Source organism: Butyricicoccus porcorum (genome assembly GCF_002157465.1).
GTDB classification, from domain to species: Bacteria; Bacillota; Clostridia; order Oscillospirales; family Butyricicoccaceae; genus Butyricicoccus_A; species Butyricicoccus_A porcorum.
The window spans coordinates 16,961-38,159 of the sequence record NZ_NHOC01000008.1; the positions used below are offsets into that span (position 1 = coordinate 16,961).

Here is a 21,199-nt window from a genome sequence, read left to right on the forward strand (position 1 = left end):
TCTCACACGCCCCTTCCTTCCAATGCCGCCAAGTACGCCAATTGCGCACTTATCTCGGGAGCCATCGCTTTTGCAAGTATGCGTTCTGCGCCATCCACAAGTTTCAGCTCCAATCCGCCTGTGCCCAAACGCGCGAACAGAGCATCCAGCGTGGCAGCAATAATAGCAGCAGTATCGACCGCGGCGTTTGATGATGCACCGGTTCCAAATGCATTGATGTTCTCCAGAGCTGCTGTGAGGCGCTTTTCCATCTCTTCCCACAGGGTGGAAAGCGGCAACACAGCCTCTGCGCCCGCCTCTCCGACACCCTTCATCCCGGAAGCTGTAGCAAACAATGTCGGAGACGAAAATATTGCACCATTTTTATACCAGCTGACCGAAAATTTTGGTACAGATGGCGGATACAGAGAAAACGAACCGGTAATCGAAAAATGAGGGAGTTTGATTTTCGGCAAAGACCACGTAAAATTAAACGCGCTTTTGATCTTATCAATTGCTTCGTTAACCGTTTTTCTGGCAGACTCCATTTTTTCAGAAAACGCCTTTTTAATGCTGTCCATTTTCGAACTCACCGTAGATCTCGCGCTCTCCATGTTCGTCGAAAAAGAACCCTTGATATTCGCGAGATGTGTGCCGATCGACGTACTCATGCTGCTCATTTTTGTTGTGGCCGCCTCTTTCATCTGCCCAAACTTGGTAGATACGGCAGTTTTCATGCCTTCGACATCAATCCCTGCGGACTGCGCAAGGCTGCCAAAATAAGCCGAAACGCCCGAAAACAATCCGCCTGCCGCGCCAGTAACAGTGTCGCACATTCCGCCAAACGTGGTCGTGACGCCGCTCTTCATGTCTTCGAATCCAGATTTTATAAGTTCGCCGTCTCCGGTGACAAGGCCAACGACAACTTGCAGCGCGCCTCCAGCAGTTTCAACCAGACCGGAAAACATTTCGATCGCACCCGAAAGCGCGCCGGTAATGCCAGAAATAGCACCTGCCGCCAGTCCCAGCGAACCTACAAATTGTCCTCCAAGGATTTTTGCAACACCTTCAACCACCGGCCCGATGGGTTCAATCAGTGGCGCAAGCTGCGCTCCAGCCTCCTGCAGTTCATCCCACGCTTCGCTCAGATTTTCTCGCACCGGTTCCATCGATGCCTCCAGCGCATCAAATACCGGTTGCACTGTGGATTTCAGATCATTCAGCGCTTCGCCTGCACTCTTAAACGCTCCATCCAATGCATCTGGCACTCCGGATAACGTGGGCATTAACCGGTCTGTGATCGGTGTCAAAAGATCTGTCTGTATAACGCGCCCAATTGCAGATATATTGTCCTTGAGCGTGTCATACTGTACGTCATTGATCTCCTGCATGGTATCAGCGGTCTGATCGTACCCATCACGGATACTGCCCAGCTGCGTAACAACCTCCGGTCCTAGATCCTCCCACATTGTGCCGAACAGCTCAACACCTACCTGATTTTGCTTGACAGGATCTTCCATCGATGCAAGTCCATCAATGACCTCATAGAATACTTCTTTTGCGCTGTCTCCGCCCTTTGCAAACTTTTCTGCAGTTTCATCAACATCAAGACCCAACTGCTTGAATCCATCTGCTGTAGTTTTGCTGCCGTCAACAGCGCGGATGGAAAACTCTTTAACCGCATCGCCGATTTTGTCTAGATTGAACGCCCCAGCCTCAACGCCAGATTCGAAAATATTGAACATATCTTCGGCAGAAAATCCAGCTTTTTTAAACTGAACACTATACTCGCTGATGCTGTCTAGCATCTCTCCGGAGTAATCCAAACCATTTTGCGCACCCTGCGCAATCAGGTTGAACGCTTCCTCTCCGCTTGTTCCAAAATTCTGATATAGCGTTTTGGCTGCACGAAGGCTTTCGGATACTTCATAATCAAATGCGTCAGACAAGCCCATCGCGTACTCAGTGATTTGTTCCATCTGTTCGGCAGGCATATCCCCGAGCAACTGATTGACAATTGACACATTCTCAGAGACCTCATCAAGAGAATCTCCAAAATTGTGTTTATAAACCGTCTCTGCTACATCGCCTAGCTTCTCCAGCTCTGCTCCTGTCGCCCCCGTGCGTGCAGCCAGGTCTCCCATTGATGACTGCGTTTGGTCAGCAAACTCTACTGCCGCAGAAGCCGCCTCATGCAAAGTATCAATGATTTTGCCGGTGATCGCCGACGCAATTCCGCCAGCTGCGCCAGCGATCGCTGCACCTGCCGCATCTAATCCACTGCTGAGAGAGCCTGCCATGTTACTGGCCGCATCCTCTACATCGCTCATTTTTTTCTCGTTGTCAGATAACTCCGAGGACAGCTTTTTGATTTGTCCCGCCAGTTGCCGTGCTTCCGTTGAGGTTTTACCAAACGTCAACACAGCATTTTTGTAATCGGTTTGCAGCCCGTCCATTTTCGACTGTTGGCTGCTGATCTCATCTGTCAAACGCTGGAGTGCGGTGCGTCCATCGTCAGTGGAATCGCCAAACTCCGACAGTTCCTGCTCATTTTGCCGTAACTGTCCGGAGAATTTATTTAAATCTGCCTGCGCATTGTTGATCTGTGTCGCGAGTCTGTTGACAGCTTCAGCCTGTCGATTGTAGGCATTCTGTGCCTTCGCAGCTTCCTCCGAATTTTCGCCAAACGTTTCTTTTGCTTCAAACAGTGCTGCATCGAGCTCATCGAGTTTCTTCTTTTCCTCAGCATATCGCTTGTTGAGGATGCTGATTTGCTGAGAGGTCGCTGCAACCTGCTTTTGCAAAACCTTATTTGTGGCGGTAAGCTTGGACTCCTTGCCATCCGCGGATGTAAATGAGGATTCTACTGCCTTCATCTCGGCCGCAAGAGACTTCGTTTCAGATGTGATTGCACGCAAGGCGGCCTTATATTGTGTATCGCCCTCGATTCCGATTCTGGGTCCGATATCGTAGCTCATGGCTCGCCTCCTTACGTCCAGTCCTCCGGTACCATTGCGTCAAACTCATCTGCCGGATCATCATAGATGATTTTCTCTTCTGCGCCTCTGGCAATCTGCCAGCAGGCGATCAGGTCAAACAATTCTCCGATCGGCGTGCTGAGCAGGAGCTTCCGCTCCATGCCTAACACACCGCCCCAATATAAAAACCACGCTCTCGTCAGTCGGTTTCCTGACTGTCGGGCGCGGTTTCCACGTTTTTTTCCGCTTCCACCGCAACGGTTTGCGCGCCTCCGTTCCGCACGGCAAGAAGAACCGCATCAAAAATCTGCTGTGGCTCTTCTCCAGATCGCGGTGCAAGCGTCTTCATCTCTTCAAGCGTAAACGGCTCATCACATGATTCGCCAACGATATCACAATATCGCTTTCCCTGCTTTGCCATCAGAATGAAAAGCTCAAGCAGCTTGACCATTCCCTGATCAGGATCCGTTTTGTTCAGTTCATCAATTTCTGCCAATGCGGAATCAGAAGTTCCTTTCGTCTCCGCAAGAGCTTCAGCCGCAGCAACCGAAAAATTCAACCGCATCGTGCGGCCTCCAATTTTATAGTCAACCAACCGATTCATGCCGTTCCTCCTGTAGTCGCATCTGTGATATTCAGAATCTGTTTGATATACGCCTTCGCTGTTGCCAGCGACTCCACCGTTGTCTCGCGCTTCCACGGGCTTTTCTCAGCCTCGCTGCGCAGGATTGTTGCCGTTAATGACGGCGTCGTCCATTCGATCTTGTTCCCCTTCGTTTTGGCCGCTTCCTCCGGCACGGAAAACATGATCCTCAAAAAAACAACAGCCCGGTAGCTCGTTACGCCGTTTTTTCTGCGCGGAATGATTACACCAAATCCCAAATACGGCGTCTGCATGTCTTCATCGTATACCAGCTCCGTCACCTTTTCGCTTCCGACAGTAGTCTCCGATATTTTTACGCCGATAATATCGGCGGATGCATCCTGCGTCAGGTCATCAGTCGTAATGGTCAATTCTCCTCCGCCGAAGCTGGTGTCGGATTCTGCTACTCCGTCGTCAGCATACAGATTGTTATCATCTCCGCTTTCAATTTTTGCAGAAAAGTCTACCGCCTTTCCAAGCAGTCCTCCGCCGCTATACGTAACTTCTCCAGTCGATTCATTGTAGTTGTATTTCGCATAGTACGGATACCTCAGACCAATACTTGCCATATTTTTCGCCTCATTTCATGATTTTCTCAATGTCTTCATCGATTTGCCGCTTCATAGCTTCCCGACACGGCCCGCGCGCTGCATTTACCGCAGTCCGGACAAATGGATGTTTTGGGCGGAAACTCGTTCCGCTTTCAATTGCTCGGGCAGCTAATTGATTTGGCAGGCCACGTGGATATTTTTTTGTTTTTCGACTGCCATAGCCGTCAAATCCCAGCTTTACCTCCCATCCACCTCTGTCTGACCGCATCGGTGTAATTCCAAAAGATTCCTCCAAATCGCGAAGAATGTACTTCTCTGCATCGCATAACGGCAGATTTCGGATATTGTTTTTTACAGCATCGGCGACAACCTTTGCGCCCTCATACAGTGCACGCCGGGTGGTTTCATCAGCCTCGCTCCCGACCCGTTCAAGTTTCAAAATATAATCGTCGCCGCGTTTAAACCGAATCGTCGCCATCTGCAAATACCTCAAAAATCCATTCGTGATGGATATATCCTGTTTCGTCCTCACGCTGCACGCTGTTCAACGCGAATGAAATTTGTGTATCATTCAATGCCTGCTCTATAGCCTCCGCATTCGCATCGTATTCCGTGCGTGTAAAATAGTCGATCGTGCCCTGAATCGCCTGATCGACCATGCGCTCGTCCGCCCAAATCGCAGACGCCTGGGATTCCTCCGCCCAAACAATGTACCTATTCGGTTTTTTGATCGCTGAATAGTGATTTACTGGTACGCCTACGGTCAGCAAGGCGTTCTTAACTTTCTGCAAGCTCATAATCTTGTTCCAACCTTTCCAGCGTCAGATCCATCACAGGCGGTACAATATCCTCTGGAACCTGTACCAGCGTTACCCGGTACTGTTTCTTTTCGATTTGCGCAATGTCCTGCGCGGATACTGTTCTCCGATATGGGCAACGGATAACCGCATCCACCTGTTGATTTGCTTGCAGCGCTGTATAATACCGCGTCAGTCCGATCGTGCGCCTATGAAATCTCAGCGTTTCCTTAGGCGTCAACTTTTCTGCGGGCATATTTCCATCTTCAGCTGAATCCGAAACATTGTAAATATGCACTATTCCATCATTAAACGTCTGTGTCCGACTGTTCCGAATCATATCGCTTCGCCTCCTCTCGAATTTGTAGCGACAGCAATTCGTGCAGATAATTCGATTGGAACTCGTCCAGTGCTTCCGCACGGACATAGCGCGCATATTCAAATAGCAAAGCTTTGGGGGAATCTTCTGCCTCGTAATCCAGTTCAGTCCCCGCGATTTGATTTAGATACTGCATACCTCTGGATAAGATGCCAGAGAGTTTTTCATTCTCCCCAGCATCATTCCACGTGATATTCAGGTAATTTCGCGCAGCGAACAAAATTTCGTCCGTCAACTGTATCGTTACCTCCCAGCTTATGCCGGAACCTTAGCAGTCACCGACCTCGTGTCCAATTTGGACACGAAGTCGGTGTGTCTCTTACGTCTGCTCCTTAGTGTTTACCGTGCCCGTAACAGTAACTTCCTGTACATACGGGGTCAGACCAGAGATATCTGCATACACAAACGCATTGTTATCCAGCGGCTCACCGTGTCCGTACAACTTTACGAGGTAGACACGCTCATCTTCCAGGAAGCGGTATTCATCGGAATACTCAATCTTGCCCGATTTGGCTGTACCAATACCCATGAAATACCGGTCGCCAAGACCAATAATGGCCCGATCCTCCGGAACCTGCACAGACTGAATGACTGTAGTCGGGAACGGAAATACATTCCGGGTGAATGTTCCATCTGCCCCACGCACAGTGGTTGCCGGCATAATCTTGGTCAGATAGTCCTTCGGATTAACAATCATCAGAACACTTTCAATCACTCTGCTGTTACCATTCGGTGTCGTAGACATGCCAGACAGCAGGATACCGTAGGTGATCGGGTCCAGCGAAGTCAGTTCCACAGTCTCCTTCTCGGGATACACACCTCCGGTTACCGTTACTCCATCGCCGACCTGACGATTCATGCCAATCGGCATGTCCTTACCGGTACCATTGATAATCGATTCTTCCAGTCCCAGATAAATCGCCTCGGAGAGCAGTGTGCGAACATATCTGTCGAGCCATTCCGGTCCGAGATCAAGCATCGCCTTGCACACTGGGAGGAAGGCCGCCAGCTTGTTGTGTTCCATACCAATCTTCTTAAACCCGCCAGTCAGCTCCTTTACAATTTCGGAGCTAAGCGCAGACCAGGTGGCCAGCTGTTTCGAACCAGTGTTTACGATAATCTCTACCAATCCGGACGTATTCTGGAAATTGATAGCATCCAGAAGCGGGTGGGTATTGGTCAGATCCCCAAAAACTGCATCAATCGTCGTTTTAGGAAGCACCACATCCAGCGAGGACAGCGCCTGACGCGGGTTATCAGAACGCATTGCATCAATTACTTTGCAGTAATAATTGCGCTCTTCGCCGGTCAGCTGACGCACACCACGCGAAGCCAGAATACTTGCATCTGTGGTATGTGCCAGACTCTGTGCCTCTGCTATAACGGAATCCTCAATGTGTCTGGCATACGCAGTAAATGCCTCTGCTACAGCATCCGGACTTCCATCCTGTACAGCTGCTGCAAGCTGATTACGAAACTGTTCATTCTCCTGTCTGATCAGATCAAGATTCCTCATCACAATCTCCTTCCGCGCATCAATGCGCTCATAAATTTGTTGTCCCGCGGTGGATTCTGCTGCATGCGGGTTTTCATTTCTTCAGCAAGTTTGCTGGCCAGATCACCCACATCAATGCTTGCCGGTGCGCCAGACTTCGGCTGCAGCAGGCATTCCATGATATGACTGCGGGCGGATGCTGTCGGCGTGCCACTATGGGAATCCCGTTGGATCGCAGTAGCAAATCCCATATCCACGGCATCCTTCGGCGCAATCCACGTCCCGCCATCAAGCAACGCCTTCAGCTTATCATCTCCGATATTTACACAGGCTCTGTATGCATTCGCTGCCGCGTCGCTGATTACATCCAGATCATCTGCAGCTTTTCGCAACTCTGCCGCATTTCCGCAAGCATAGTTCCATGCGTTGTGGATCATCAACAGCGAAGCGTCGCTCATCAAGCGTTCGTCGCCTGCCATGAATACTACAGACGCCGCAGAACACGCAAATCCGTCGCAGTGTGTGGCAACCTTCGCTTTGTGACGTCTCAAGGCATTGTAGATCGCCAGACCTTCGGACACCTCCCCGCCATAAGAATTGATATACACATCAATCAAATCCGCATCAATGCCGTCAATCTGTTTGCTGAGCAGATAAGCCGAGACGTCGCTCTCTTCCCATGGCCACGAAGTAATATCCCCGTAGATCGTCACGCTGGCAGCGGTCCCATCCTGCTCGAGCATGTAATACTTTTTCATTAAAATCTCACCTCCGAGTATTTATCCCGTATTAGGATCCATCTGTTGATTCAGCGCAGCTAACAAATCCTGCACCGTTGAGTAGTTTTTTGTAATGAAATGCTTATACGCCCACTCTTCTTCAATAAGAGGCTCTCCGACCAGCACGCGGATATCATTGATGCAGAACGCACCAGACGAAATCAGCTTATCGATCGCAGTCGATACGCTGAGCAGATCAACATGCTTCACACATTTGGTATCAATCTGCAAATAATCCCCATTTAACACAGACTTTCCATATAATTTCCGGTTGATTTCTTCGCTAAGCATGTCGCACAGTGGATCAATGCAAAACGTCAAGAACTGGTCGAGTGCATCGCTCACGCCCTGCACATCTCCGGACAGCAATGCAGGTGGCACGCCAAATGCCCGCGCTGTGAAATCGGATACATCATCAATCATCGCGCGAATGTCGCGTGTGCCCTCGTTGGAGTACGTTTTGCTGCCAATGTCGGTGTAATCCATACCCTTCCACATCGGCAAAACAGCATTTTCAGCGTCCGCGAATCTTTTGAACCCTTCGTTTTTGATGCTTTCAAAGATTTCCTTTGCTTTTGGGTCTCCCGCCGCCATTGTGTCGATGCTCAGTACACCTTTCATGCCGCGTGATTTGGTATATGACTTCATTCCGTACTCGATAAGTTTCTTGTACGTCTCGTACAATCCATTGACTAGGGGGCGCATATTCCGGCTGTGTAGCGGAATAAAGAGCACATCGGATTGCGTAAACGAACGTTTAAAGACAAAGTCTCCGACTGTGACCTGCGTGAACACGTCTTCAAGCAAGGCATATTCCTTTCGGCTGTAACTGTCCGCCACCAGCAGCTGACCGTCACTCGCCTCAACCACCAGAACTGCATTCTCGGAGAACAACTTCGAGATCATCTTTTGCAGGAAAACGCTGCTGTTCTGGTTTTTATTCGGCTCTACGTTCCATCGATAATATTCATCGCCTTTGATCTCTTTTCCGTTTTGAAACGTTTTGAACTCACATTTGCTGACTGCATTTGCAATCATGTTCGTGCATTGCCAAAACGCCAGTTCCCTCACATGAATTTCCGCAGACAGACCAAACATTTCTGCGGCGGTAACATCTTCATTCGATACTTGCGCCTGATCTCCGCCGAGTTTTTGCAATAACCAGCGTTTAAAATTCAGCCCCAATTTCTCACCTCCTGTTACTATATATTTGCCCCGGATGTGTGGTAGCCAGCCACGAGCCGGGACAACTCGTTGCCTAAGCTGTTAGAATAGGAAGGTAATGGTCTGACCCGAACCTCCAAGGGCATTCACGCCCGTAGATGAGTCAGTCAGCCATCCTCCTATTCGCAGCGTTCGATTTGTGCAGGTAGAGCCGGAGTGTTCGTGTCATCAAACAGATAGAATCGGCAATGGGTAGAATGGCTTTGTCCATTGCAAATTCTTTTCAGGAGTGATGAACATGAACGCAGCAGGAATCGATGTTTCCAGCAGAAAGAGCACAGTCGCTGTTCTCCGTCCCTTTGGTGAGGTCGTGCAGATTCCCTTTGACGTGCGCCACAGTGCAGAGGATCTGACAGCTCTGGCACAGCAATTGAAAGCCATCGAGGGTGAAACACGGGTCGTTATGGAACATACCGGACGTTATTATGAGGGGATTGCCAAGGTTCTCCATGAAGCCGGACTTTTCGTTTCGGCTGTCAATCCCTTGCTCATCAAGGAGTACGGTAATAATTCTCTGCGCAAGGTCAAGACTGACAAGGCAGATGCTATGAAGATCGCCAAGTATGCGCTTGACAATTGGGCAGAATTGCGAGATTATACTCCCATGGATACGATTCGATATGATCTGAAAACCCTAAACCGTCAGTTTCAGTTGGCTTCCAAGCAGAAAACTGCTACTGCAAACAATCTGATCGCTCTCCAAGAGCAATCCTTCCCGGGCATTCGCAAGCTCTTTGACAGCCCTGTGCGCAGCGATGGTACGCAAAAGTGGGTCGAATTCACACATGACTTCTGGCACGCTGACTGTGTCCGTGGCTGCAGTCAGAACGCTTTCACGGAGCGTTACCGCAAGTGGTGTAAGCGCCATCGCTACCAGTTCAGCATGGAGAAAGCAGCCGAGGTATACGCCCTGGCGAAGTCTGCTGTTGTACTGGTGCAGAAGACCTCCGTCACAAAAACACTCGTTCAGGAGGCCGCCAACCAGCTTACGGCTATCTCCCGCAGCGTGGAAACCTACCGCACAGAGATGAACAAGCTGGCCTCCCAGCTTCCGGAGTACCCTGTTGTCATGCAGATGTACGGCGTCGGAGAATCCCTTGGACCGCAGCTTATGGCGGAGATCGGTGATGTGCGCCGTTTTCAGCGTAAACAGTCCCTCGTTGCTTTCGCAGGTATTGACCCCGCGCCCAACGAATCCGGAGACTACCATTCATGCAGGAACAAGACCACCAAGAGAGGCTCGCCATATCTGCGTAAGACGCTGTTCAACATTATGACCGTTTACCTTCAACGCGCACCCCTGGACGAGCCGGTATTCCAGTTCCTGGACAAGAAACGAGCCGAGGGCAAACCCTACTACGTCTACATGACGGCGGCAGGGAACAAGTTCCTGCGCCGCTATTACGCCAAGGTCATGGCCTATCTTGCCACATTGGAGAATCTACCGCCTGTGGACATGGAATCCACAGGATTGCAGCGCACGGAGTAACCAACTGCCATCTGACTTTTCAGGTCGGCGCTTTTGCGGCGGCCTTTTTGTGTTGCCCTTTTTCTCCACCTACTATCTGCAAATTTTTCTCTCGTCAAGCTCATTTGGGGCTTGACTTTTTATTTGCAGGCTCATCCCGTGATTACACCCAGATCAGGCAGTTCGTCATAGCTCACGCCGGCCCCCAGCGCATCCTCTATTACCATTGAAGCCACCAGTGCCATGAACGGGTCAGTCTTTCGGCTCTTCGCCTCGATTTTTGCGTAATAAAAATTGCCTGTGTCTGTTCCCGCTGCTCTGCCGGAACGAACCAACTTTGTGTTATTGGTTGCCCATCGCAACGGCGGACAATCGCCCCATGTGAAATGCTGATTTGTGAAAAGAGAATCAATTACCGGCTGAATCTTCATGACGTCAGAAGGGCGAACCAAATGAATCGTCTTTGATTCCGTGGAGTAACCAATCCGCTGCAATTCTCGTGCAAGCAGGGCGAAACGATAGCTATCCATTGCAATCTTCTTCACAAAATACTTCTGTTGTGCCTGTTCAATGTAATCAGCAACAAAACTCGGCGGTATTTCCGGCTTATCTACTGCCGTTACTTCTGCCCAATTCTGCCACGGTGCACGGATACGCCACAAATCCGGAGATTGAACGCACACCCATGAATGGCTTATATCGAAGCGTTCCTCGCCTCGGCGAAAATGCAGATTAACCGATACCCAGTCACGCAGCTTTGCAAAGTCAATTCCACATACACAGGTCCATCCGGTCAGGTCCGGCAGTTCCCTGTTTGTAGCCTTGATGTTCTCCCAGTCTGTTACAGCGATTTCTACGGCAGTCGGCGTTAAATTCATGCGCTTTGTCGGAAACGCAGGCAGCTGATCCGGGGCCTTTTTCCACTGTCGATACTCCTTCTGAACTTCCTGCTGTAAATCCGGCAAGAACGGCAGGGATGGATTGGCCATCTCCCAGTTTTTAGGGTCGTCAATCTCTTTCTTACTGCCCAGCCTGCAGATGAACGGTAGAAAACCATTATCATCCACAGCACCATCCAGAATTTCTTTTGCTGTATTCAGCAGGTCATCCAGCGGGCCATCCCGTACATCGCCATTGGTCGAAAAATACGTGCGCCTCGGGTGCTGTTTCTTTCCCAATCCGGTTGTAAATACATCAATATTTTTGTAATTTTCATATTGGTGGATCTCATTGAAGATACAAATACCGCTCCGAAGGCCGTCCTTGCCTTTCGGGCTGTTCGTCCGCCCCTTCATCGTGGACTTGGTCTTCAGCCCAACAACTTTCTCCTTTGTCCAGTAAAAATGCTTCTTCAGTTTTTTCGCTTGACTCGGAGTTTCCAATGCTGCAATTACATCTTCAACCGGACGCATCGCCTGATCCTCGTTATTTGCGCAGATATCAACGTCATACGCACGAATCCCGTTATACGGCGACAGTAAGCACAGAGACATCCATGCGATTGTGCCGTCTTTGCCGGCACCGCGTCCGATCAGCGCGAGCGCATCCGGCCAGCGAGGCATTCCAGATTCCCGCCAGTATGTACACAAGTGTAAACCGACAAAGAATACCTGCCATGGAAAAACTGTCTCGAACGGGAAATACGTTGCAAGATGCAGGTAATGCTCCAGCTGTTCCGAATCTGTGTAGATATCCTCCGTTTCAAAGCACGTACGCACATACGACACCAACTGACGCTGTTCAACGCAGCTCCGGATGGTGCCCTGCTCTACGGCCTCAATGTACCGCAAGATATGTGGATTTATTGCATTACAACTCGTCATCGTCATCCGCTTCCTGTGCCGGTTTGATACCCAGGGCGTTCAGGATGTTGAGCATTTGCTGTGACACTCGAATTTTCTCCTGAATGGAATCATTCTTCTTCACACCGGACTGCCCGCCGCCGTTGTTGTATGTGACTGTCACGCCACGAACTCGGATATCCTCGGACAGCAGCTTCTTTTCAACCCACAAATCCATGTAATCATGCACCAGATCCGTGTAGTGTTCGCCGCATGTGCCGTTTCGTTCCAGCTGGTCAAGCAGATCCTGCCGGATAGATTTGTATTTTTTTGTCTTGGTAAAATCTTTTGTTTTTTCTGTCATACACCCCACCCCCCTTCGCGTGCGCGAGAGGAAATCTCGAAAGTCTAGCACCCAACCGAGTAGAAAAAACGCAGCTTAAAACGCGTTTTTAACAACCGGGGGCTTACCATCGTTCTTCCGTGATCGGTTTCTTCGGCTGATGCTGATTAAATCGCTCTGGATGTTGCTCCTCGTGACAGGCCCGGCACAACGAAACGAGCTGTCGCTCGCCGCTCTCGGGATCAAACACACAGAGCGCTAGATCTGGTCGGTCACGCAGATGCTTGACATGATGCACTATCACAGCACGCGTATATTTACCACGTTGCTTGCACAGCTGACATTCGTGTTTATCCAAGTCAAGAACCTTGGCCCGCTCTCGTTTCCATAGCGCCGATGTGTAAAATTGCAGTTCCTGGCCCGTGTCAACCAGATGCTTGATGTCCATGCGTAAACCTCCGGAAAAACAAAAAGAGCCACCACACCACCGGCACGCAATGTGCGGATGATGTGATGGCTCAGGCTCGCAGGCTCAGGCTCAAGAAATTATTCAACTCTGATCTCCATAATACTCGATCTGCACCAGATTGTCAACGGCTCTCAAATCCCCGACAATAAGTTATACTATGGTTTCAAGTCAGAAAAATATACGCTATTCTCTTTTTCTCCGGCTCGGTCTGACCTTGCGCGGCTTATAATCCGGTACAAGATACTTGATATACGCATAGCTGCCAAACTCGTTCTGCTGCGATTCGTTCGCCAGAACAATCACGCCCGGTGGTGGCGTCAACGTCTCATGATCTTTTGCCCATCCGGATTCAACTTCCGGACGCGCCAAGCCTTTCGACTGTGACCACATACGCTCGCCGACTTTTTTATGCCCATCCTTCGGCTCTTTTGTTAGATACTGTGCAAGACCTTCATATCCATAGATGTCAAGCGGTTCCAAATCGATATCGTCACCCCACTTCCACAATCGACGGATGATTTCGATATCAGCACCGGTGCCATTGATCACTATATGATGATGCCAACGACCATGCTCGTGCTTGCTTTCTGTGACATAGATATATTTCAAGCATTGCCCGTTCTTCGCACGTTCCTCTCGGAGCTGACGCACAAATCGTCGGATGCGACGCACTGCTCCAGCTTTATCAGCTGGCAAATCAGTATCCCGATATGTAAGTGTCAATACAATATCTCTGGTATCAAAATTTGCAGCCAGAAGCAATTCTAATTTACGACAAGAACATTTGAAGTTCATCCGCTGGCGCGCAGCTGTGGAAACTTTTGATTTCGCTGCCCGGACATGTTCCGGATCGCGAGGATTCGGTGCAGTATAGATAATACCCAACACCATCCGACCAGCGCGGATCATCTTCTTTCGCTTCGCCATAGTTTACTCCTCGGTATCGTAATAGTGCTCCATTTCAAAGACATATCGTCTGGAATCTGCCAACATTTTCTCCAGTACATTGATTCTATGCCGTAGACGACGGCTAGCCTCCAACGATGTGGTCTGCGCCAGTTCCGTCCGAAGATCCTCCAAACGACGTTCAATTGGCAACTGATTCGCCCTATATTCCTGCGCCAAATCCCACAACGTTCCCATACTGTCGCACCTCCAAAAAACAAAAAGCCGCACCTGACGCATAGATTGCATCAGATACGGCTCAGGCTCACAGGCTCAGGCTCAACATCTATCAAAAATCAAACACGGATTCCACCTTGCAATGCTTGCAGTGCAAATGCAGGGACTGCACATGCGTATCCGCATATCGTCGTATCAGCTTTTTTCCGCATTGCGGACAACATACCCATTGATACTCCATTCCTTTGCCTCCCATAATACAGCTACCTCTCTCGATTTGTCAAGGATTTTTCTGCTAGCTGCTGCTCAATGCGTCGCGCTGGGCACGACGTCAAGAACCGTATGTACCGCCCGCACTGCATGCAGCGGCGCTCCTCATAGTTATACATCGGGCAGTTTACCGGACATTTTCTCATCGACTTCCCCCTCCTACACCGCAAATGCAATCCACGCGATATGATACCCGCGCAGATCGCCGTCAAATGCTTGCGTCCATCTCCGTCCCGACCAAAGGTCGATAATTTCAATCGGTTGCCCGATGCGCTGCATCAGCTGCGGCCGGGTCAGTGCCCTGCGTCTATTCTCCATCAAATCCCTCCAAATGGTAAAGGCGACGCCGCAGCGCCGCCCCACTTCTTGATTTATTCTCCTCGGCGGCCTCTGCGCCGCCCCATGTAAACCGTTTCCCGGATTTTCCCGCCAAACGGGACATCACGTTCCACCGTCATATATCGCTTTTGCGGGTGAACAAAAACGACTTTTCCATAAACCCGCGTGCCGTCAGGCTTCACGCGCAGCCTAATGATCTGCCCGATCTTCACGATATACTCCCTCCTTGTCCGCACGATGCCAGTGCACCGCGCAGCAGTTCGTTTTCTGTTTCCAACGTATTGATCCGCTTTAGCATCGTGTAGCTATGCGTGCGGTCGAATGTGTTCAACTGTCCCAGTTTTTCGGCCGCTTCCATCAATACGGCACAGCCGCGTAAACTGCAATTATGCTCATGCCCACAGCCCAAACAATTCAAGCTGCCGGTTTCCGTAGCCATACGGCGCAGCGCCTGTATGATGTCATCAATTTCGATATCATCGTTATTTTTGTCCATACTTATCCTCCCACAAAGATATCGCTGCTCTGTCCGCCCTGCCCGATACAACGCAGCAGGAATACACGATCAAGACATCGATGACGAGAACAGCAATAATAATTGCAATGATAATTTTACCCATTGCTGTCCTCCACCAGCTTTTCCCACGTAGTAACTTTCCTATCACAAACGTAACAATATAACGGAGTTGTCTTCCTTTTGACAATAGAACATAAATCGCTAAATCCATCCGGCTCACCCGTAAATTTATAATACTGGTCATATCTAGCAAGTTCTTTGCTGTATAATCCGATATTGGATCCGCAGTGCGGGCACGCTTTCAATTCAGCAACCTCCTTCCTCAAATCCTGCGGGGTTGTACGGATCCGCGTCCTGTTCTGTCAGATTCATATATGTCCTTCAGTTTCTTTTCGTACCATGTGCAATAATTTTCTCTCATCGACATCCTCCGCATTTTCATATTCAGCTAACCGGTCGATCAGCTCGTCCTTCTTTGCTGGCGACCAGTATCCGGATTTCGTGCCGCTGCATCGTTCGTGCGTCAGACGGTCGCGTCCATTCCGGACGGAAATGCCGCCGGTGCGGTTGTCGCTGAAACCAACCAACCAATCAAGTGATACTCCCAGCTTCTTGGCAGCCTCGCACAGCCGATCAATAGATGTTGCATCTCCGTTTTCTACGGCGGAATACGTCCCATTGTACCAGCCGAGAAAATCTGCCATCTGCTTGCGTGTGAAGCCCCGCTCTTCCCTAAGTTGCTTAAACCTCTGACCGATGCAGGCATATGGCGAAAATTTTTCATCTGTACGCGGAACGCCTGCGAGAAGCCCGTCCAGTTGATCCAAAGACTTTTCACAGCTGACAGGTTTTTGTTCAGGCTCCTGCTCTTGGGATTCGGCAGCTTCCTGTTCCTCTGCCAACTTACGCCATTTATCAAGTGTTTCTTCATGTTCTGTTTTCAGGTTGGAAGTAGGTTTAAGGTCATGCTGTACAGGCTTTCCAGGTTCTGGCACCTGTGGTTCCAGTTCCGGCTCCGGATCAGGTTCTTCTTTTTCTTTCTGCAAGTATTCAACAATATGCTGTACATCTGCAAGCGTTACGTTGACATGCCCGTCATCGTCTAAAAATATATCCAGCATGGATTCCTGCGTATGCATATCCATCTTGGAGATTTCATAGGCAACAGATTCCGATATTTCACCCTGCTGAAACAAGAATTTCCAGTTTTCATTCAGATGCTTGTCAATGGCAGCATATCGTCCCACTTTTGCCGGGCCGACTTTCATCATCTTGGCAACAATGTCGCGGCGTCGCCCTTCGCATTCGTATCCATGTTCTTTCGCTTTGACCAGCAACGCATCATACCGCTTTGCTTGTTCCATCAATTCGTATGGTGTCAGGACACGCGCGGTGCTGTTCGCTTCAATCATCATCATTTCCGATTCAATAGGATCGGCAGGATGAAGAACAATACATGGAATCATCTTATACTTTTCATCGCCAGTTTCGGCCAATAGGCGGCGATACGCAGCCAAACGCCGATGACCGGAAATCACAGTAGTACCGTTATTTGTGACAATCGGATGTAAAAGACCATGTTCCCGGATAGATTCAACAAGATCGTCAATGTCATCAACATGATAGAAGTTATCAGAGCTTTCTCCAATCATATTGGTCGCAAGAGGCGTAACATTTACTGTGTCCAATTTGGACACAGCTTCCGACTGTTCGCGTTCCCGAAGAAACGCCGCCATGAAGTCTTTTTTAGCCATCTACATCAGCTCCGATCCTCACCAGCAATTCCACAGCAAATTCCCGGTAGTCCGCCGTCGCCGCCGATCGAGGCGAATAATCGAAGACCGGCGCACGGTAGAATGTGCTTTCGTCCACCTTCGGGGTAAGCCGAATCTTAGTTTCAAAAGCGCAATACTGCGGATAGCTTTGCAGGAACTGCAGCATCTGCTGATTTGCGGCATTGTTTTGGTACTTGCATAAGACGCATCCTGCAAGCGCAATATCAGGATTGAACTTCCGCGCATCGTCAATGATATCCATCATGCGGTCAATGCCGTCCGTTGCATAGGCATCGCTGTTGACCGGTACGACAACAAAATCCGATGCGGCCAGTGCGTTGATCGTCGTCATATTGATGTCCGGCGCGTTGTCGATGATACAGAAATCGTAATCATCCTGCACCACCCCAAGCGCATCCCGCAATATCTGCTGCCGCGGGACTTCATCATAGATCAGATGCACATTGGCATCCAGCAAGTCCATGTTTGCCGGAATCATGTCGATATTGTCATACCCCGTATGCTCGATGACATCGCCCAGGCACGTCGCCCGCCCCTCGAAAATGTCTGCAATGCTGGGGGCATCATAGCTATGTACGCCATAGTGCTGGCTGGCATTGCCCTGCTTGTCGTTGTCGATCAACAGGACACGATAACCCATCTCCTCGCCCAGCGCATAGGCCAGGTTAACTGCGGTCGTAGTCTTGCCAACGCCGCCCTTCAGATTGATAATACTAATTGTTTTCATCGTTTGATTTCCTTTCCATTAGTGCACCGGCAGAAATCCATTTATCCAAAGCTGAACGTAACAGGATAAGTTCGCACTTCAATCCAACAAGATATGCATTACGCAAAACTGGCCCATGGATTGGATCGGTAGCGCTATCCGCAAGTTTTGCATAACCTCTGGCTTTTCGTACTCTCGATAATGCCTTAAACACGGACTTCAATTCGTCCGAATAGTTATATTTCATGTTCCATCACCTCAAATTGCGTCCCGTCGATCTGGAAACATATTCATCTGTTCCGCAGTAGCTTTCTTCGGCCGTTCCGTTGATTTCTCAGTCTTTCGATATGGCGGCACATATTCAAATCGCTGATGACCACCGTCGAAACGCAGCATACAGTGCCCTCTCTTGCCCTCTTTGTTCTTCTCGATGGACAAGGTTCGCATGGAATCCGGATCATCTGGATCTTTCAGTTCCAGCATAAACACGATGTCCGCATCTTGTTCGATCTGACCAGATCCGCGTAGCGTTTCCATGCCCGCACCATTTTTTCCGGCGCGAGACAACTGCGAAAGCGCAATCACTGTGGTTCCAGTCCCCTGCGCAAACCTGTGGAGTGCCATCGAAATATTGGAAATTCGTACAGTTTCGTCCCGTTCTCCTTTTCCTTGTATCAGTTGCAAATAATCGATAAAAATAATTTTGAACTGATTTTTAATGCTTACATCGATCACGTCATCTGTTGTCATTCCAGCTGCTGATACAAAGTGCATATCACAGTATTTCGAGTCTCGATTGTTCGCGTGCGCAATTGCTATGTATTCTCCTTGTGTTAATTTTCGAGTTTTTAAATGATCCAGGTATACTGTCGCAGATGCAGATTGCCACCGGGTTGCCAGCTTCGGCACAGCGGTCTCCAGCGAGAAAAATCCAACTTTGTCCTTCATGGACATTTCTCTTGCGAACTGTAATGCCAAATCTGTTTTACCAACGCTGGGACGTGCACCGATGATGATCATGTCGCCATATTCGGCAAATAATCTCCCATCGTCAAGGGCATCAATACCAAATTTCAAGTAATGCGGTTCTTTCTCCAGTTCTTTGGTTGCGTCCAACAGCGCCTTGTGCAGTGGGATCGCTTCTGCCTTTCCGACATTAACGAAGATTCCAGCCAGATCGCTGATTGCCTGCTGCATTTCTTCTTTCGTTGCCGCATACATGCCTTTTCCAAATATCTTCCGTGCACGAAAGATCTGCGACTCCGTTTTCATCTGATCTGCATACGTTTCCCATCCAGCTGTGGTCGGTGTCACGTCCATAAGACCGGAAATATATGACCGATATTCTGGCCCCAGTTGTCCCAAAATCGTGACAGCATCAACAGGCCGTGACGATATCGCCAATTTCCGAATTGCGTCGTATACATTCCGGCAAGTCGGATCTGTAAAATCCTCGGCAGATACTTTCCTCATGATTTCCGGTACAAGCGCCGGTTCGATAACCATTGCACCCAGTACAGCTTCCTGAGCACCAACTTCCGGTGGTTTTATCTGCTGATTCAAAACAAATCACCTCGTTTCTTTTTCTCTGGTTCTGGAGCAAGGAAAGACTTCTTGGGCTCATAGATAGATGTCCAGCCACGTTCTGTGCTGTTGTCCAGCAACTGTACCATTACGCGCCGATCTCCTCCGCTGTACTCGTTCAGACGGTTCAACGTCAGTTTCATCGCCCGGGCTGTGGTGATCGGATTACGCTTCTTCTTGCGCATTTGGCAGAATCCGTCCAATGCCTCCAGCAAATCATCGTCATCCCCAACAAACGCAAGCGCTTGTTTTCTGATCCCTGCATCCAGACAATCCAATGGCTCTGCCGCTTTTATCTGTGTCCCTATCTGTGTCCCTAACTGTTCCTTATAACATTTTCCGTTTTCGTCAGATGAATTTTCCGAATTCGGTAAATCGATATCACGATTTCGGTAAATGGATTTTACGAAATCGGTAATTGCAAAACTGCGTGTTCTGTCCATAGATTTCTTGTTCTCAATTTTTACAAGAATCAATCCATCATTTTTGCATTTTTCAATGATGCGATTGATCTGGCTGGGAGACCAGAACGGGAACAGCTTTGCCAACGCTTTAGCAGTGTTGTATGTCCAATATCTCCCGTCAGAAAAGTTCTTGCCGTTGCATTCGTTTTTCCAGCACCAAAAATGGACGCTATGGACAAAAATTGCTTCTTCAACAGAAAACTTCTCCGCAATTTCGGATTCAAAGTAATACTGCATCCCATACACCCATCTGTTTCATTGCTTCAGCGATCAAAAGATAAATCGCCTGCATTTCATTGTCTTCAATTAGTCCCATGAGGGCGAGCACATTCGCGCTTGCGCGTCCGGCTCCAATTATCTGATTGACTTCGTCGCGGGAATAATAGTTCATATCCCCGCCGATCAGGTAGTTGACCATCCGATCCTTTTCGAGCCGGAGCTGCCCAACAGCCCCGGCATAATAATTCGACGACATAGTGACAGCCCCTTTCAAATCACGTGCATGAGGATCTCGCAGCTGAGGATCACGCCCACAGCCGTCCAAATCACGCACCGTATAATCTGATCAATAACACTCATTGTCATCTTCATCGTCATACCCAACCTTTACCCAGCGGACAGAACATCTATGTTTCTTCGCGATTTTCTCTAATCTTTGCTTCTGCTTCTTAGAATATATACCTGGGAGCAGCATAGCAGGGCATTTTCTGCTGATCTCGTCCATGGCAGAACCATACACTCCTCCATCGAGAAAAAAGTAATCTTTCATTGACTTCTCCTCCTTCTCCGGCTATTATAAAGATGTATTATTTGCTTTGCGCCTTGCTGGGATGGCAGTCCCGCTGGGCGCTTTTTTTCTTTTCCTGCGATTGGCTTCGCGGTAAGCGCGATGCCGGGCGGCCACCTTCTCCTTGTTGGCTTCATAGTAGGCGCGATGCTGGGCTGCCACCTTCTCCTTGTTGGCTTCACGGTAGGCACGATTGTACGCAGCCACCTTCTCCTTGTTGGCTTCACGGTAGGCACGATTGTACGCAGCCACCTTCTCCTTGTTGGCTTTACGGTAGGCGCGCTGCCGGGCTGCCACCTTCTCCTTGTTGGCTTTACGGTAGGCGCGCTGCCGGGCTGCCACCTTCTCCTTGTTGGCTTTACGGTAGGCACGCTGCTGGGCTGCCACCTTCTCCTTGTTGGCTTCATAGTAGGCGCGATTGTACGCTGCCACCTTCTCCTTGTTGGCTTCATAGTAGGCGCGATTGTACGCTGCCACCTTCTCCTTGTTGGCTTCACGGTAGGCACGATTGTACGCAGCCACCTTCTCCTTGTTGGCTTCACGGTAGGCACGATTGTACGCAGCCACCTTCTGCTGCTTCAATGTCGGAGGATTGATGATAGTCTTTTCAAGCGTTGCCAATTCCGCGTATGTAGCTGCCGTGAGATCATCCCGTACACAATCCGGATACGGGCAGTGGAAGCAATCCTCATTGCATACAGACTGCGAATGCATGTTGACATTTCCTT

General features: G+C 49.5%; 30 protein-coding genes. 1 reads left to right on the plus strand and 29 read right to left on the minus strand.

Going from position 1 to position 21,199, the window contains the following annotated elements; all coding sequences use genetic code 11:
• Window positions 1-2: 2 nt before the first annotated feature.
• From CBW42_RS09650 to CBW42_RS09695, 11 genes are all read right to left on the minus strand, one after another.
• Window positions 3-2,957: a phage tail tape measure protein gene (locus tag CBW42_RS09650; protein WP_087020611.1), complete on the minus strand. Its 2,955-nt coding sequence runs from the start codon at window positions 2,955-2,957 to the stop codon at window positions 3-5.
• Window positions 2,958-2,968: 11 nt separating this feature from the next.
• Window positions 2,969-3,118: a hypothetical protein gene (locus CBW42_RS14690; protein ID WP_165761124.1), complete on the minus strand. Its 150-nt coding sequence runs from the start codon at window positions 3,116-3,118 to the stop codon at window positions 2,969-2,971.
• A 38-nt stretch (window positions 3,119-3,156) separates the two neighbouring features.
• On the minus strand, window positions 3,157-3,561 hold the full coding sequence (locus CBW42_RS09655; protein WP_087020614.1) for a hypothetical protein: 405 nt from the start codon (window positions 3,559-3,561) through the stop codon (window positions 3,157-3,159).
• Window positions 3,558-4,169, minus strand: coding sequence for a major tail protein (locus CBW42_RS09660; protein ID WP_087020617.1), 612 nt, complete (start codon window positions 4,167-4,169; stop codon window positions 3,558-3,560). The genes CBW42_RS09655 and CBW42_RS09660 overlap by 4 nt, the downstream gene beginning before the upstream one ends.
• Before the next feature lie 10 nt (window positions 4,170-4,179).
• Window positions 4,180-4,629 (minus strand): HK97-gp10 family putative phage morphogenesis protein, encoded by a 450-nt coding sequence (locus CBW42_RS09665; RefSeq protein ID WP_087020620.1) that lies wholly within the window; start codon window positions 4,627-4,629, stop codon window positions 4,180-4,182.
• Window positions 4,610-4,948 (minus strand): hypothetical protein, encoded by a 339-nt coding sequence (locus tag CBW42_RS14465; protein WP_133058288.1) that lies wholly within the window; start codon window positions 4,946-4,948, stop codon window positions 4,610-4,612. The genes CBW42_RS09665 and CBW42_RS14465 overlap by 20 nt, the downstream gene beginning before the upstream one ends.
• Window positions 4,929-5,288 (minus strand): phage head closure protein, encoded by a 360-nt coding sequence (locus tag CBW42_RS09675; RefSeq protein WP_087020626.1) that lies wholly within the window; start codon window positions 5,286-5,288, stop codon window positions 4,929-4,931. Before CBW42_RS09675 ends, CBW42_RS14465 begins: the two co-directional genes overlap by 20 nt.
• The gene (locus tag CBW42_RS09680; RefSeq protein ID WP_242969846.1) at window positions 5,257-5,562 is read right to left on the minus strand and encodes a hypothetical protein; all 306 of its coding nucleotides are present in this window, start codon (window positions 5,560-5,562) and stop codon (window positions 5,257-5,259) included. The genes CBW42_RS09675 and CBW42_RS09680 overlap by 32 nt, the downstream gene beginning before the upstream one ends.
• Window positions 5,563-5,646: 84 nt before the next feature.
• Entirely contained in the window at window positions 5,647-6,843 is a 1,197-nt protein-coding gene (locus CBW42_RS09685) for a phage major capsid protein (protein WP_087020632.1), read from the minus strand.
• Window positions 6,843-7,580, minus strand: coding sequence for a head maturation protease, ClpP-related (locus tag CBW42_RS09690; RefSeq protein WP_087020635.1), 738 nt, complete (start codon window positions 7,578-7,580; stop codon window positions 6,843-6,845). Before CBW42_RS09690 ends, CBW42_RS09685 begins: the two co-directional genes overlap by 1 nt.
• Window positions 7,581-7,601: 21 nt before the next feature.
• Window positions 7,602-8,786, minus strand: a complete 1,185-nt coding sequence (locus tag CBW42_RS09695) for a phage portal protein (protein ID WP_087020638.1) — start codon at window positions 8,784-8,786, stop codon at window positions 7,602-7,604.
• A gap of 277 nt (window positions 8,787-9,063) precedes the next feature.
• On the opposite strand from CBW42_RS09695, the gene CBW42_RS09700 reads away from it, so the two are divergent.
• A complete protein-coding gene (locus CBW42_RS09700; RefSeq protein ID WP_108721061.1) occupies window positions 9,064-10,314 on the plus strand; it encodes an IS110 family RNA-guided transposase in 1,251 nt (416 codons plus the stop codon).
• Window positions 10,315-10,445: 131 nt separating this feature from the next.
• Here the strand turns inward: CBW42_RS09700 and CBW42_RS09705 are convergent, their stop codons facing one another.
• From CBW42_RS09705 to CBW42_RS09770, 18 genes are all read right to left on the minus strand, one after another.
• On the minus strand, window positions 10,446-12,122 hold the full coding sequence (locus CBW42_RS09705) for a terminase large subunit domain-containing protein (RefSeq protein ID WP_242969847.1): 1,677 nt from the start codon (window positions 12,120-12,122) through the stop codon (window positions 10,446-10,448).
• Entirely contained in the window at window positions 12,103-12,438 is a 336-nt protein-coding gene (locus CBW42_RS09710) for a P27 family phage terminase small subunit (RefSeq protein ID WP_087020647.1), read from the minus strand. Before CBW42_RS09710 ends, CBW42_RS09705 begins: the two co-directional genes overlap by 20 nt.
• Window positions 12,439-12,541: 103 nt before the next feature.
• Window positions 12,542-12,865: an HNH endonuclease gene (locus tag CBW42_RS09715; protein WP_087020650.1), complete on the minus strand. Its 324-nt coding sequence runs from the start codon at window positions 12,863-12,865 to the stop codon at window positions 12,542-12,544.
• A 204-nt stretch (window positions 12,866-13,069) separates the two neighbouring features.
• Window positions 13,070-13,813 (minus strand): rolling circle replication-associated protein, encoded by a 744-nt coding sequence (locus CBW42_RS09720; RefSeq protein WP_087020653.1) that lies wholly within the window; start codon window positions 13,811-13,813, stop codon window positions 13,070-13,072.
• 3 nt (window positions 13,814-13,816) lie between these two features.
• The gene (locus CBW42_RS09725) at window positions 13,817-14,029 is read right to left on the minus strand and encodes a hypothetical protein (RefSeq protein WP_087020656.1); all 213 of its coding nucleotides are present in this window, start codon (window positions 14,027-14,029) and stop codon (window positions 13,817-13,819) included.
• Between the two features lie 91 nt (window positions 14,030-14,120).
• Window positions 14,121-14,264, minus strand: a complete 144-nt coding sequence (locus CBW42_RS15385) for a cysteine-rich KTR domain-containing protein (RefSeq protein WP_108721062.1) — start codon at window positions 14,262-14,264, stop codon at window positions 14,121-14,123.
• 173 nt (window positions 14,265-14,437) lie between these two features.
• The gene (locus CBW42_RS14695) at window positions 14,438-14,596 is read right to left on the minus strand and encodes a hypothetical protein (protein WP_165761126.1); all 159 of its coding nucleotides are present in this window, start codon (window positions 14,594-14,596) and stop codon (window positions 14,438-14,440) included.
• Between the two features lie 53 nt (window positions 14,597-14,649).
• Complete coding sequence (locus CBW42_RS09730; protein WP_087020659.1) at window positions 14,650-14,829, minus strand: hypothetical protein; 180 nt, start codon at window positions 14,827-14,829, stop codon at window positions 14,650-14,652.
• The gene (locus tag CBW42_RS09735) at window positions 14,826-15,113 is read right to left on the minus strand and encodes a hypothetical protein (RefSeq protein WP_087020662.1); all 288 of its coding nucleotides are present in this window, start codon (window positions 15,111-15,113) and stop codon (window positions 14,826-14,828) included. Before CBW42_RS09735 ends, CBW42_RS09730 begins: the two co-directional genes overlap by 4 nt.
• Complete coding sequence (locus CBW42_RS14700) at window positions 15,100-15,237, minus strand: hypothetical protein (RefSeq protein ID WP_165761127.1); 138 nt, start codon at window positions 15,235-15,237, stop codon at window positions 15,100-15,102. The genes CBW42_RS09735 and CBW42_RS14700 overlap by 14 nt, the downstream gene beginning before the upstream one ends.
• A gap of 265 nt (window positions 15,238-15,502) precedes the next feature.
• A complete protein-coding gene (locus tag CBW42_RS09740; protein ID WP_087020665.1) occupies window positions 15,503-16,888 on the minus strand; it encodes a Spo0J and HipB domain-containing protein in 1,386 nt (461 codons plus the stop codon).
• Complete coding sequence (locus CBW42_RS09745; RefSeq protein WP_087020667.1) at window positions 16,881-17,657, minus strand: ParA family protein; 777 nt, start codon at window positions 17,655-17,657, stop codon at window positions 16,881-16,883. Before CBW42_RS09745 ends, CBW42_RS09740 begins: the two co-directional genes overlap by 8 nt.
• Entirely contained in the window at window positions 17,644-17,883 is a 240-nt protein-coding gene (locus tag CBW42_RS14470; protein WP_133058290.1) for a hypothetical protein, read from the minus strand. Before CBW42_RS14470 ends, CBW42_RS09745 begins: the two co-directional genes overlap by 14 nt.
• An 11-nt stretch (window positions 17,884-17,894) precedes the next feature.
• The gene (locus CBW42_RS09750; protein ID WP_087020670.1) at window positions 17,895-19,199 is read right to left on the minus strand and encodes a replicative DNA helicase; all 1,305 of its coding nucleotides are present in this window, start codon (window positions 19,197-19,199) and stop codon (window positions 17,895-17,897) included.
• The gene (locus CBW42_RS09755) at window positions 19,196-19,921 is read right to left on the minus strand and encodes a hypothetical protein (RefSeq protein WP_087020673.1); all 726 of its coding nucleotides are present in this window, start codon (window positions 19,919-19,921) and stop codon (window positions 19,196-19,198) included. The genes CBW42_RS09750 and CBW42_RS09755 overlap by 4 nt, the downstream gene beginning before the upstream one ends.
• Complete coding sequence (locus CBW42_RS09760) at window positions 19,905-20,159, minus strand: hypothetical protein (protein ID WP_087020676.1); 255 nt, start codon at window positions 20,157-20,159, stop codon at window positions 19,905-19,907. The genes CBW42_RS09755 and CBW42_RS09760 overlap by 17 nt, the downstream gene beginning before the upstream one ends.
• 90 nt (window positions 20,160-20,249) lie before the next feature.
• Window positions 20,250-20,453: a hypothetical protein gene (locus CBW42_RS09765; protein ID WP_087020678.1), complete on the minus strand. Its 204-nt coding sequence runs from the start codon at window positions 20,451-20,453 to the stop codon at window positions 20,250-20,252.
• A 24-nt stretch (window positions 20,454-20,477) separates the two neighbouring features.
• Window positions 20,478-21,185 carry a cell envelope integrity protein TolA gene (locus CBW42_RS09770; RefSeq protein ID WP_087020681.1) on the minus strand — a complete coding sequence of 236 codons (708 nt, stop codon included), beginning with the start codon at window positions 21,183-21,185 and terminating at the stop codon, window positions 20,478-20,480.
• Window positions 21,186-21,199 lie beyond the last annotated feature (14 nt).